Consider the following 12667-nt stretch of genomic DNA (forward strand, 5'->3'; position numbering starts at 1 on the left):
ACAGTGAAGGGCGGCCCGCCACAGGGGCGGACGCTTCGTCGTACAGGAGGTGGTTGCTGTGCTTCGCTTCGATCCGTTCCGTGACCTCGACTCGATTGCCGCCGGCATGCTCGGCGCGACCAGTGGTTCGGACCGTGCGCCCAGATTCATGCCGATGGATCTGTACAAGCTCGACGACCATTACGTACTCAACGCCGACCTACCCGGCGTCGATCCCGGCTCCATCGACGTCGACATCGACCGCGGCACACTCACTCTGACTGCGCATCGCACCGCTCCGAGTAGTGATGGTGTGCAGTGGCTTTCGTCGGAGCGGTTCGCCGGAACGTACCGTCGGCAACTCTCCCTGGGAGACGGCGTCGACGCGGAGAAGATCTCGGCCTCCTACGACAACGGCGTCCTGACGGTCACCATCCCGCTGGCTGAGCGTGCGAAGCCGCGCAAGATCGAGATCGCCCACGACAACACGCAGAAGACCATCGAGCCGCAGAAGAGCTGAGTGCGCTTCGCGCAGTGGTGCGGCAAAGCGCCGCCCAGGGCACATAGCCGCACCACTGCCGCAGGCACTCACACTGCGTCGTGAAATTCGTTTTCGGCGGCCAGCATCCCCTCGAACCACCTGTCGAGCGTCTCGTCGTCCACGGCGTCCATGCGGTCGACTTCATGGGCCAGTGCGTCGACCTGAGCGACGAAGGTCGACCGGGTGTGCATGGCAATCCATTCTTGAAGTGCCGGTTCGCGTTCGGCGGAGGACTTCATCGCTGTTCGGCACCACGATCGGTACAGGGTCTCGGCGGCGAACATCGCTACCAGAGCGGCACTTCTACCTTCTCGCTGCGCGAGTCCGAGGGCATAGTCCGACAGCGCCGAGGAACTCGCGACCAACTCTTCGGTATTGCCGTCGAACGGAAACTTCTCGCGGAGACCGGCGAAGTACGCTCGCTGTTCTCCGACGAGGTTCGACATCGACATCACATGATCCGACGCGTCGTCCAATGACGTCGACTCCGCGACGACCAGCCCCAGAATGCGGACCGCAGTGAGTACGAACGCCTCCTCGATCACCAGGTACCTTCGAAAGTCCTCATCGGAGAGTGATCCGTCTGTCGATTGCACGATGAACCGAACTTGCTGAGCAGCAGCGAGGTTGGGCTGTTGACGCTCGACGAGTTGCTGCGAGCGTGTCACGCGCCGGCAACCCACGTGATCAAGCCGTCGAACAGGTCGGTGTAACCGGGCCATTGTTCGCAGAACTCGGGCGGGGCCCAGTGCGGCGAGCAATCGGAGGTGAAGACCGCAGATCGGCCCGAGCCGTATTCGCCGACCGCGACGAGCGGATCTCCATTGATGGTGGCGGGCACGGTAACGCCCTCCTTCGGCACCACTCGGTTGTAACCGAGCAAGGCGGGCCATTGTGTTCCGCTGGCACCCAGTGCGGCGTGCGTGCTGTCGACGACATCGGGAACCATTCCGCCGGGAGCCTCGACTCGGTCGTCTTCGGCCAGCAGTGTCACCGGCAATACGTCGGCGAGCACAGTCTGCCGATACGCGGCGCGCGCTTGGAAACCGGAGAACGACAGGTACCCGCCGATCATGATCAATCCTCCTCCGCTGCTCACCCACTCACGCAGTGAGGCAAGCCTGTCGTCGCCGGCCTGGAAGCGGTCGAACACGTTGGGCGCGAGCTGAATCGAATTGGCTCCGATATCCGACAGCACAATGACGTCGAACCCGGACAGGGCCTCGGCCGTGCCGGGGAATTGTGTGGGAACGAGGTGCGCGGGCATGTGAACCACTTCGTGCCCGCGCGAGGTGAGCGCGTCGCGCAGGGGGCCGATCCCTTCTACGTAGGAATGGACGGTGAATTCGTCGACGCCTTTGACGTGGGTGGACGAGGTCATCCAGCTTTCGCCGGCGATCAGAACTTTCTTACCCATGGTGGTTCTCTATCCTTTTCCGGCGCTCTCGAAGAGCGACCTGGGGTTGTCCTGCATGAGCGAGGAGACGTGGTGTGCGTCCATTCCGCTGCGGACCAGCCGCGCTGCGAAAGAGACTGGAACGTAGGCCAATCCGTTGCCACCGAACTTGCGGAGCATCGACTTGAGAAACAGATCGTGGCTGAGCAGCAACTGGGATCGATAGCCGCCGCCGACGAGGCCGCAGATCGCGAACGCGGTATCGGCGGGCGACGGCGACTGGCCCTCGCCTGCGAACTCGAAGGGCATGCCGATCATGTCGAACTCGAGGAAGACTCCGCGATCGGCGAGGGCGCACTGATAGTCGGGGTCGTCGCCCGAGGGGTCCATGTGGCAGAGCACCACAGCTGCCGGGTCGACACCCATCTCGTCCACGACGATGTCGAGGACTTGATGTCCTCTGCGTTGCCAGCCCGGGAGATGGACGAACAAGGGGACGTAGGTTTCTCTTTGGGCGATGCAGGCGGCTCTCAGCGCTTTGGCCTCGGCGTCGGTGAAGGACGGCGAAACGCCGATCTCACCGATCACCCCCGGCCGCGGCCCGTCGCCGGTGAATTCGGCGATGAGCCGGGCCGCGAGGTTGTCGATACCGAGCGCGGTGACCTCGGGCGGGTGCGTGGGTTCGAGATACCAGCCCGAACCCATGACGACGCGTACTCCGGACTCGCGTGAGTAGTGCTCGAGGATCTCGGGTCGCCGCCCGATGCCCGGCGGCGTGAGGTCGACGACCGTGGTACCGCCGTTGTCCGCGAACACTTTCAGGTCGTCGAGTACGGCCGCCGCGTCGTCCACTCGGCAGTTGTCTGCGCTGTGGTACGGGTTGTCGTGCAGCAGCCAGGCCCGGTCCGCCGATACCGGACCGGACAGCAACTGCGCCAGAGCCGGGTCGGCAGCTTCGGAATACGCGGTCGAGGCGTCGTTGTGCAGATGCTCGTGCGGTAGCACCAGTCCCAGTTCGCTGGAGTCGATCGGCCCGGTGACGGTCTGGACGATCATTGCTTACCCGGTGCGCTCTGCAGGTGCTTGAACAGCGAAGCCAGAGAGTGCCCGCGCATGTTGATCCAGATGGCGACGAGCAGAACAACACCGGTGATGATCGGTGTCAGGAACGGGCTCACACCGAGTAGCGTCAGGCCGTTGGCGATGATGCCGGTCAACACTGCACCTATGACGGTGCCGATGACCGTTCCCCGGCCGCCGAACAGGTTGGTGCCTCCCAACACCACTGCGGTGATGACGGTGAGCTCGAAACCATTGGCGGAGTTGGCCGATCCCGATCCGAGTCGTGCAGCGATCAATAGGCCCGCGATGCCCGCGGCGAGCCCGGTGAACACCAGGGTCATCATCAGCACGCGACGGGTGTTGACGCCGGAGCGTCGGACGGATTCGACGTTCGAGCCGATTCCGGTGACGTAGCGGCCGAATCGTGTGCGATTGAGCGCAACAGCGCCGACGATCACTACGGCCAGAGCAATCCATGCGCTTGCCGAAAAGCCCAGCCACGACGCCGTACCCAGTTTCGCAAAGGCGGTACCGGGAGTGATCGGTACCGAGAAGCCCTCGGTCCTGTACAACGCGATGCCGCGAATGATCGACAGGGTCGCCAGGGTGACAATGAACGGCGGAATGCCCTGATACGCGGCGAGCCAACCGTTGACCAAGCCCCATGCGGCACCCATCAGAGGTGCCGCGACGAATACCACCGACGAGTCGACTCCGGCTTGGATGAGTTCGGCGCTCATCGCGGCGACGAAGGCAACCGTCGCTCCGACCGACAGGTCGATCTGACCGGTGGTGATCACGAACGTCATGGCGACGGCGATGATGAGAACCGGTGCGATCTGCGTCGCGAGGTTCGAGATGTTGGTGAAGGTCAGGAACGAGGACGTCGTCACCGAGAACACCAGGGCCACTGCGATGGTGACCGCGAGCATGGCCAGGGTCGGCTTGTTGGTCTGCTGCCACAGAGTCGGGCGTGCCGCCAGTTTCTCCACGGTCGGCTGGGCTTTCTTGTCCACGGTGATCATGGGCGGCCTTCCGGCGAGGAGGGTGAACGCTGGGGAACCGGCGTGCGCGTGATCAATCCGACGAGCGACTCGATGTTCAGATCGCCGATCGGAACATCGTCGACGCTCTGTCCCTCGTACATGACGGTGATGCGGTCGCAGACCCGGAACAGGTCCTGCAGACGGTGCGTCACCAGGATGACTCCGACGCCTTGGGCTGCGACGTCGGTGATGAGCTTGAGGACCGATTCGACCTCTGCCACAGCAAGAGCGGCGGTGGGTTCGTCCAGAATCAACACGTCCGGTCGAAACGAGACCGCACGTGCGATGGCCACCGTCTGGCGTTGCCCACCGGAGAGTTGCCCGATCTCCTGGTAGGTCGACTTCACCTTCACGTGCAGGTCCGCCAGAATCTTGGCGGAACGCTCGTGCATCCCGTGGCGATCGAGGAACGGCCCCTTGCGTGGCTCGCGGCCGAGGAACAGATTACTTGCGACGTCCAAGGTGTCGCACAGGGCGAGGTCTTGGTAGACGATGCCGATTTTTTTCTGTTGTGCGTCCAGCGGTGTCGAGAAGCGCACAGGTTCTCCGTTGACGCGCATCTCGCCACCGTCGTGTTGGACGGCACCGGCAAGGATTTTCATGAGCGTCGACTTGCCGGCGCCGTCGTCTCCGACGACGCCGAGTACTTCGCCGCGGGCGAGTCGAAGGTCGACTCCCCGAAGCGATTTCACCGGGCCGTACGATTTGGTGATTCCCGAGAGTTCGATCAGTGGCGCGACCGTCAGGTCTTGTTGTGCCATAGGGCTACTTCTCCAGGTAGTACATGTAGTCGCCGACGTTCTCCGGAGTGACGATCTGGGTCGGTACCGGGATGTCAGCGGGTGCGGTCCGTCCGCAGCCGAGGTCGATGGCGGCATTCATGGCCTCGTAGCCGAACTCGAAGGTGTTCTGCTGCACGACGCCTTTCAGCCACCCTGCGTTGAGAGCTGAGACGGCCTGATCGGACAGATCCCAGCCGACGGCCTGAATTCGGTCCTGGGCGTTCTGGCTGTTCACCGCGGCGACCAATCCGATCAGAGCAGGCTCCCCGGTGGCGTACACGTATTGCATGTCCGGGTTGCCGGTGAGCAGGTTCTCGGCCGCGGTTTGCGCGTTCTCCTGGATGTTGCGGCCATCGACCACGGTGCCGACGGTCATCCCGGCCGCCGAGACGGTATCGGTGAAGCCCTTCTGACGCTCGAGTTGGATGGTGCTGTTGAGTGCGCCGACGATTCCCACGGTGCCGGTGTTGTTCGCCAACGCCGTGAGGGTGTCGCCGATCTGAACGCCGCCTTCGGCGTTGGCGGTGCCGACCTGCGTGTCCACCGCAGGATCGTCGACGGTCGCGTCGACTGCGACGACCGGAATGCCCGCAGCATCGGCCTTGACGATCGACGGCTTGATGCCGTCAGTGTCGATGGCGTCGACGATGATCGCGTCCACGCCCGAGGCGATGAGATTGTCGAAAGCGTTGGCCTGGCTGATCGAGTCGTCGTTACCGCTGATGATCTGCAGCTCTACGCCGGTCTGGTCCGCGATCTTCTGGGCAGCATTGTTGATCTGATTGAAGAACAGCGCCTGGAGGTTGATGGTGACGAGGCCGACCTTGAGGGCACCGTTCTTTCCGTCGCACGAATCGGCGACGCGGCTCGGATCCGGGATGCTCGACGCGGCTGCGTCGGTTCCGCCCGCGGTGTCGCTGCTGGATGCGGAGTCGCACGAGGTGAGGGTGAGCGCAAGTGCGGCACCGAGAACGAGGGGGAGTGCGCGTTTGATCATCGGGTCTCCTGGAGATCGACAGTGGCGAGGGTGGAGGTGAAGTCGGCGAGTTCGGTTGGAGTGGGGCATCCGCGTGGTCCGGCTGTAGCGCAGGCGAGTGCTGCCGAGATTCCCGCCATTCGGGCTGCGTGGATGGAGGTTTCGCCCGCGTCGATGAAGGCGATGTAGGTGCCGCAGAAGCAGTCTCCGGCTCCGACGGCATCTATGACGTCGACCGATACTGCCGGTTCTGTGATGGTCTCACCCGAGGGTGTGACCAGAGTCCACCCGCGTTCGCCGTCGGTGACGACGAGGTGGGTGTCGTGCTCGGCGGTCAGTATCGGCCACCGTTCGGCTGGGATGCCGAAGCTGTTGTGCCACAGACTGCGTCCGACGATGACGTGGTCGGCAAGGGCGAATGCGTGCAGTGCGGCGTCGACGTCGTCGCAGCCGTCGAGGTCGATGGCGAGGCCGACGTTGTCGGGGAGCGTGGGTGGGAGCATCGATGCGCGGTAGCCGTCGAGGAACACGCGTCCACCGTCGATCGAGAGCTTGTCGAGGACCGTGCGTAGTCTGCCTGCGTCGTTGGCGTCGTCCTGGCTGATGATCGATCGGTCCCCGCCGTCGGCGATGAGAACCACTGCGGTGGAAAGAAATGCGTCGCGCGGTGCCCAGGTGGTGTCGACTCCGTCGCGTTCGAGGGCCGCGAGGAATTCGGAGGATCGGATGTCCGGGCCCACCGCTCCGGCGAACGCGACGCGGGCTCCCATGCGGGCTGCCGACACTGCGGCGTTGGCATTCATGCCGCCGTCGATCGACTCGACCGTCGTGGCCTGCACCCTCTCTCCGAGGGTCGGAACATGCGGAACATGAACCGTCACATCGTTGTTCGCGTAGCCGAAAAATACGATCATCGTCTACTTCCCGGCTGCGCGGGACACGTCGCGAACCTTCTCGCCGGAGACACGGCCCCACCAGCGTGAGTTCTCCTTCACCGAAGAAGCGATGATGGCACCGTCGCACTCGTTCATCAGGTCGGCGACGTTGACCGCCGTGATTCCCGATCCGATGATGACGGGGAGCACCGTGTTGTTCTTGATGACCGACACCTCGTCGACCGAGGCGGCGTCACCGGTTCTCGAGCCGGTTGCGATGAGGACGTCTGCGTCGAAGAACTCCGCGTCCTCGGTCTGTTCGGCGATGGTGCGATCGGCAACGATGGCGTGTGCACCGTGCTTGACGTGAACGTCGGCGAAGATCTTGACCGGGTCGGCACCGATGCGGTGGCGAAAGCGGGTGGTCTTGGCTGCCTGGCCTTCGATGAATCCCTCGTTGGCGATGTAGGCGTTTGCCCACTGGTTGACCCGCACGAAGCTCGCTCCGGCGGCCCACGCCGCTGCCACGCCGCATTCGCCTGCGTTGGACAGGATGGATACTCCGACTCTGCTGCCGAACTCGCCGACGACGGAGGCGGTGACGACACCCATGCTGGCCGCTGTTTCGTATCCGTGCTCTCCGGGCTTGAGGAAGGGTATGTCCCAATGATTTTCGACGATGACGCCATCGAATCCGTTGTCGATGTACGCGTGTGCCTCCTCCACGGCGAAGGCTGCGATCTCGGAGACGGGCTGGCCCTTGTAGTGCGGGCTGCCCGGTAATGCGGGCAGGTGGATTGCGCCGATGAGTGCGGGTGCCGAGGTGAACATCTCGGCCAGCGCCGACGGCTTGGTCGGAAATACCCCCAGCGCGGCTGAGGGGTTCGGATCCGACGGGGACGTACTCACGTAGGGAGCTCCTCTGGTGTGGTCGTCGACCGAGGCGATGTAATCGATTGCCTCCTATGTATGCACCGTAGGCGATCGACACCGGGTCGTGTCAAGGAATTCGCGAGTCGTTTATGTAAACGATTACCTCTACTGTGTAAACAGCATCGCAAGCGACCGTGCGGTTCGCTAGCCTCGGTTCACACGCGAGAGTAGGAGTTGGATGCGCAAAGCAACCATTCGCGACGTCGCGGAGCGCGCGGGCGTCTCGACAGCCACGGTGTCCCGGGCGCTCTCGGGGTCACGTCCGGTGTCGGACGACGTGGCCGCGAGCATTCGGCAGGCGGCGGCCGATCTCGGCTATTCGGGCAACATCATCGCCAGTTCGCTGCGCCGCAACCGCACGGACACGGTTGGGATGGTGGTGCCCAGCATCGCCAACCCCTTCTTCACCTCGCTCGTCGTCAACGTCGAACACGTTCTCTCGCAGCGTGGACTGCAGTTGTTCCTGTGCGATTCGCGATCGGATCCTGAAGTAGAGGCGCAACGGCTACGTAGTCTGGTCTCGCGTCAGGTGGACGGCATCATCATCAGCCCGTGCCATGGAGAACGTTCCGCCGAGGCCGTTCGTGCGTCGGCCCGTGCGATCCCCGTGGTCCAGCTCGACCGCTTCGCTCTCGACACTCATACCGATTGGGTCGGCGTCGATGATGATGCCGCTCAGGGCCTGATCATGGATCACCTTGCTGCACAGGGTGTTCGGAGTGCCGCATTCATCAGTTCCGAGCTGACCAATTCGTCGACGGAGTTGCGGCGCGCGGGCTTCTTCCGCCATGCCGAGCGCGTGGGGATTCGGACGCGGGACGAGTGGACGTTGTTGGGTGATTATTCGATCGACTGGGGGCGTGAGTCGTCGCGCTCGATCCTCGCTTCTCCCACGCGGCCCGATGCGGTGGTGGGTGCGGACGACCTGATCGCCCTCGGGGTGCTGCAGAGCTGCCAGGCTCTGGGATTGTCGGTCCCGGGCGATGTGATGGTCACCGGGTTCGACGACATTCCGTTCTCCGCATTGAGCAATCCGCCGCTGACCACCATCCGGCAACCGCAGGAACGAATCGCTGCAGAGGCCACTCGCCTACTGGATCAGGCCATGAACAGCGATCACACCGGCACTGCGCACATCGCGTTGCAGCCGGAGTTGGTGGTCCGTCAGTCGACGGTCGGCCACGCACGCGTCGCCGCGGTGTAGGCCACGATCGCCGCATCGAGTTCGTCGAGCGTGACGGTTTCGTCGGCGGCGTGCATCAGTGCCGGCGTCCCCGGCCCCCACACGATGATAGGGGCACCGGGAGCCGCCGCGGCGATGATGGACGCGTCGGTGAAGTACGTGACCGGTTCTGTAGCAACGGTATGCGGAAGGCCATCCACCCATCGGTCGCCTTGGGGTGTGCGAACTCCGGGCAGATCGATGCGGGCGTCGGCGTGATCGACCTCGGGTTGATCGCGCCACCAGGACAGCAGTGCCGAACCGTCCCCGACGGTGCGATGGTCGACGACGACGTGTGCGGTGTCGGGAACGATGTTGGGTGCCGAGCCGCCGTCGATCAATCCCACGTTGAACGTTTCCGCGCCCAGGAACTGATCCGTAGACAGCGGGAGTTCGGTGCGTGCCCGGGCCAAGACGTCGACCAGCTTCATGATGGCGCTCTCGCCTCGTTGTGGAGTGCTGCCATGTGCCGCAATGCCTTTGGTGGTCACATCGACCCACAGTGCTCCTCGATGCCCCAGGTGTACCTGGTTCCCTGTCGCCTCGGGAACCACGACCGCTCCTACGGCGCAGTCGGCGACTGCGTGGCGGGCGGCACGCGCACCGAGTGACCCGATCTCTTCGTCGCTTGTGAGCAGCAGGGCGGCAGGAACCCCGTTGTCGAAGGCGTCCATCACCGCAGCGGTGGCGGCAACAAGCCCGGCCTTCATGTCCGAGGTGCCGCGGCCACGGAGTACACCGTGTTCGATATCCGCGGCGAAGGGATCGAACTGCCAATTCGACAGATCACCCGCCGGAACGGTGTCCACGTGGCACGCGAACATCAACCGCGTCACCGTCGGTGGGGAGGGATTGGTTATCAACAGCCATGGGTGGGGACCATCCGGATCGCCGTCGATGGCAAGGTCACCGACGCGGGCCCTGAGGACGGACACGATTGCGTCCATCGACGAGCGCTGGGGACGAGGATCACCCGACACAGTGGGCTGGGTGACCAGTTCGGTGAGAAGTCCGACGGAATCCATGACTCCAGTATGCCGCAGGCATCTATGAGGCGTTGGCGATGATTGCCTGCGCGGCCTCGGTCGGTGCCTGAGTCGGGATCCAATGCGTCACTCCGGCAAGCACAGTCAGGGTGTAGCGGGCATCGACGTACTGTTGTGCGCGTTCGATGGCCGATCGGCCGATGAAAGTGTCGCCGTCACTCCACACCATCGATGTCGGCACTGTGATGCGCAGACGGCCGATACCAGGGTTGAAGAACGGCAGTCCGCGATACCAAGTGACAGCGTAGGGAAGTGCGCCGTAGTCGACGATGTCCGTGCGCGTGCGCTCCAGGTCGTCCGCGTTCATACCGCTTCTCTCGTACCAATTTTCGGCCCTCTGGCCGGGCCGCGTCATCCATTTCTCGGGGAGCACCGGCAGTTGGAAGAACGCGAAATACCAGGAGTGGAGTATCTGTCGCGAGGTGAGCAGAGCCGTCATGAACGACCCCGGATGCGGGACGGAGAATGCCGTCAGCGACGACACCAGATCCGGGCGTCGGCCTGCGGTGACCCACGCGATCATCGCTCCCCAGTCGTGGCCGACCACATGCACCGGGGCACCGATTTCGTCGATGAGGGCCACGATGTCGTCGACGAGCGCACCGACGCGATAGTCGCGTCGGCGTTTGGGTCGGGCACCCGGCGAGTACCCGCGCTGATCGGGCGCGATTGTTCGAAAGCCCGCGTCGTTCAGCTGGTCCATCACTGCGGACCACGACGCGGCACGTTCGGGAAAGCCGTGCAGCAGCAATACAATCGGTCCGTCCAGAGGTCCCTGGTCGAGGACGTCGAACTCGAGTCCGTCATGGGTGTAGCGTGCGATCCTCTCGCTCACCGAAGGATCCTTTCGTTGGTCAGCACGTGCTGGGAACCGATGCACCGGCGAATTCGGCGGCGAGGAATTGCATGGCCGAGTCGTCGCTCACGTTGTGTCCCTGCTCTGGTTGTTCCTGAGCGACAACCCGATCGCCGAGCGCACACGCTGCGCGGACGGCGTCGGCCGTCCACTGCGGTAGCACGATGTCGTCGCGCGCACCGTAGGCGACGAACATCGGCACGGTGGTTCGTACCTGAGGGAGGGTGTAGCGGCCGATCAGATCGAACAGCTTCTGTTCTGCCTCGGGGGATCTCGGTGCGAACTCCGTCGGTGCCATCTCGCTGACCGCGCGCTCCTTGGTTGCGGTGTTCGTGCCCTGGCACGCGAGTAGCAGTTCTGCGTTGGTCTGGGCCACCGTGCCGCTGTAGTCGCGAGGGTCGAGGGTGGGATCGACCTGTTGCGCCCCGTAGAGCAGGTACGGCAGCAGCCCTTTCTGCGGTGTGGTCAGGGTGCCGTCCCTGGCGGCACGCGCCAGCGGTGCCAGATCCGTGGGCGGGGACAGTGAGACCGAGGCGATCAGTTCCAGCCCTTGCCCATAGCTGGAGTTCAATTCGTTTGCAGCCCAGGCGGCTTGCCCGCCCTGTGACAGTCCGACGGCCGCCCACCGTGCAGAAGTCTCGGGCAGGGCGTTGTGGACGGCGCGAGCCGCGTCGATCATGTTGTGTCCTGCAGTGCGCGGCTCCAGGTACGGGTGGGTGCCGTCTCCGCTGCCGAGTCCTTGGTAGTCGGGCAACACCGTGACGTAGCCGAGTTCGGTGAAAGCCTCGACCGTGGAGTCCAGTCCGAGTAGGTCGGGGTAGAGGGAGGGCCCGCAGTCGGCTTGTACGCCGGTGGTGCCGTGGCCGTAGACGACGATCGGCCATCCACCTGCCGGAGGTGTGCCGGGTGGGACAGCGGCGACGCCGGAGACCGTAGTCGCAGAATCATCGACACCGGATGTCGACTCGTACACGAAGCGATAGACGGTCGCGCCCGTAGCAGTGAGCCTGGCCGACCGGGACCCGAAATCCTCCGATTCGAGCACCGTCCCCGCAGTGCCCGTCAGCTCGTACCCCGACTGTGCTGCGGACGTCGTTGCGGGCGCGGGTGAGTCGGGCGCAGCGGGCGACGAACTGCATCCGACGGCCGTCACCAGCGTGAGCCCACACACAGCTGCGAAGACTCGACGAGACGACAGGGCAATGGATGCGGGCATGCCGCGTGTCTACCAGAAGGCAGCCAACAACTCCTCGGTCGCCTGCAGCGGGGCATAACCATCGGGAATGACGCGACGGCATCCGTCGAGTTCGATGGTGAAATTACGAATGTTCGACGGCCAGTCAGCAACATAAGTCGTCACCGCCGTCCGCGTTGCGGACATCGAGCAGGGCTCGGCGGGTGCCAAGTCTTCGATCGATATCCCGGTCTCGCCGGTGACTCCGGTGAATGCGGTGCCGGAGAACAAGCAGTACGTGTAGCCGATGGTCAGACCCGGTGCGCGCTCATCGCCGAGGAGAACCTCGGAGTAGTGGGGGGAGCAGCTCGAGACTCGTTGCCGGTCGTAGCCGATCACCGATACGTCGTGCTCGAATTCGGTAACCATATCGAGTGTCCGAATTTCGGCGATGGCGCTGTGATTCAGCAGCCCGCATTCCCCAGTAGGGAGAGTCGGTTCCATTGCGCGCCCTCGGTTGTCGACGAGCCATATCTGCGGCGGCTCGACGACGCTGTATGTCGGGCAATAGCCGCGGATCAGCATGCTTTCGGACGGCGCGTTCAGTAGGCGGATCACCTCGGTGAGGTCACCTTCGTATCTGTGCTCGCGGTACGGCACGGTGTCGGGGGCGACCCCCTCGTCGATTTGGTCGCAGACGATCGCGGCTACTGGAACGAAATCGTCAGGCACCGTCCCAGGTGTGGGCCGAGGGGATCTCGGCCGCGGCTCGTCTATCT

14 protein-coding genes are annotated in these 12667 nt (G+C 64.0%); 2 read left to right on the forward strand and 12 right to left on the reverse strand.

Annotated elements, in window-relative coordinates:
- Positions 1 to 58: 58 nt before the first annotated feature.
- Positions 59 to 499, forward strand: coding sequence for an Hsp20/alpha crystallin family protein (locus AB0P23_RS09950; RefSeq protein ID WP_027495425.1), 441 nt, complete (start codon positions 59 to 61; stop codon positions 497 to 499).
- Between the two features lie 68 nt (positions 500 to 567).
- Here AB0P23_RS09950 and AB0P23_RS09955 read toward each other — a convergent pair whose 3' ends face one another.
- The 8 genes from AB0P23_RS09955 to AB0P23_RS09990 are packed head-to-tail and all read right to left on the reverse strand — an operon-like array spanning position 568 to position 7566.
- Positions 568 to 1188 carry a TenA family protein gene (locus AB0P23_RS09955; RefSeq protein WP_045841058.1) on the reverse strand — a complete coding sequence of 207 codons (621 nt, stop codon included), beginning with the start codon at positions 1186 to 1188 and terminating at the stop codon, positions 568 to 570.
- A complete protein-coding gene (locus AB0P23_RS09960; RefSeq protein WP_363797387.1) occupies positions 1185 to 1937 on the reverse strand; it encodes a glutamine amidotransferase in 753 nt (250 codons plus the stop codon). Before AB0P23_RS09960 ends, AB0P23_RS09955 begins: the two co-directional genes overlap by 4 nt.
- Before the next feature lie 9 nt (positions 1938 to 1946).
- Positions 1947 to 2972 carry a phosphotriesterase gene (locus AB0P23_RS09965; RefSeq protein WP_027495428.1) on the reverse strand — a complete coding sequence of 342 codons (1026 nt, stop codon included), beginning with the start codon at positions 2970 to 2972 and terminating at the stop codon, positions 1947 to 1949.
- Positions 2969 to 4003: an ABC transporter permease gene (locus AB0P23_RS09970; protein WP_032367059.1), complete on the reverse strand. Its 1035-nt coding sequence runs from the start codon at positions 4001 to 4003 to the stop codon at positions 2969 to 2971. The genes AB0P23_RS09965 and AB0P23_RS09970 overlap by 4 nt, the downstream gene beginning before the upstream one ends.
- Entirely contained in the window at positions 4000 to 4785 is a 786-nt protein-coding gene (locus AB0P23_RS09975) for an ATP-binding cassette domain-containing protein (RefSeq protein ID WP_363797389.1), read from the reverse strand. Before AB0P23_RS09975 ends, AB0P23_RS09970 begins: the two co-directional genes overlap by 4 nt.
- A gap of 4 nt (positions 4786 to 4789) precedes the next feature.
- A complete protein-coding gene (locus tag AB0P23_RS09980; RefSeq protein WP_363797391.1) occupies positions 4790 to 5803 on the reverse strand; it encodes a substrate-binding domain-containing protein in 1014 nt (337 codons plus the stop codon).
- The gene (locus AB0P23_RS09985; RefSeq protein WP_363797393.1) at positions 5800 to 6696 is read right to left on the reverse strand and encodes a carbohydrate kinase family protein; all 897 of its coding nucleotides are present in this window, start codon (positions 6694 to 6696) and stop codon (positions 5800 to 5802) included. The genes AB0P23_RS09980 and AB0P23_RS09985 overlap by 4 nt, the downstream gene beginning before the upstream one ends.
- A 3-nt stretch (positions 6697 to 6699) precedes the next feature.
- Entirely contained in the window at positions 6700 to 7566 is an 867-nt protein-coding gene (locus AB0P23_RS09990) for a BtpA/SgcQ family protein (protein ID WP_363797395.1), read from the reverse strand.
- Positions 7567 to 7768: 202 nt separating this feature from the next.
- On the opposite strand from AB0P23_RS09990, the gene AB0P23_RS09995 reads away from it, so the two are divergent.
- Positions 7769 to 8794, forward strand: coding sequence for a LacI family DNA-binding transcriptional regulator (locus tag AB0P23_RS09995; RefSeq protein ID WP_222087131.1), 1026 nt, complete (start codon positions 7769 to 7771; stop codon positions 8792 to 8794).
- On the opposite strand, the gene AB0P23_RS10000 is transcribed toward AB0P23_RS09995, so the two are convergent.
- The 4 genes from AB0P23_RS10000 to AB0P23_RS10015 are packed head-to-tail and all read right to left on the reverse strand — an operon-like array spanning position 8755 to position 12620.
- Positions 8755 to 9837, reverse strand: a complete 1083-nt coding sequence (locus AB0P23_RS10000) for a M20/M25/M40 family metallo-hydrolase (protein ID WP_363797397.1) — start codon at positions 9835 to 9837, stop codon at positions 8755 to 8757. The two genes, AB0P23_RS09995 and AB0P23_RS10000, sit on opposite strands and share 40 nt — an antisense overlap.
- A gap of 22 nt (positions 9838 to 9859) precedes the next feature.
- The gene (locus tag AB0P23_RS10005; RefSeq protein ID WP_032400446.1) at positions 9860 to 10693 is read right to left on the reverse strand and encodes an alpha/beta fold hydrolase; all 834 of its coding nucleotides are present in this window, start codon (positions 10691 to 10693) and stop codon (positions 9860 to 9862) included.
- Between the two features lie 19 nt (positions 10694 to 10712).
- On the reverse strand, positions 10713 to 11930 hold the full coding sequence (locus AB0P23_RS10010) for a lipase family protein (RefSeq protein WP_363797399.1): 1218 nt from the start codon (positions 11928 to 11930) through the stop codon (positions 10713 to 10715).
- 9 nt (positions 11931 to 11939) lie between these two features.
- Positions 11940 to 12620, reverse strand: a complete 681-nt coding sequence (locus tag AB0P23_RS10015; protein ID WP_363797401.1) for a hypothetical protein — start codon at positions 12618 to 12620, stop codon at positions 11940 to 11942.
- Positions 12621 to 12667: the final 47 nt, after the last annotated feature.

The organism is Rhodococcus sp. NPDC077669, from assembly GCF_040686915.1.
In the GTDB taxonomy this organism is placed as follows: domain Bacteria; phylum Actinomycetota; class Actinomycetes; order Mycobacteriales; family Mycobacteriaceae; genus Rhodococcoides; species Rhodococcoides fascians.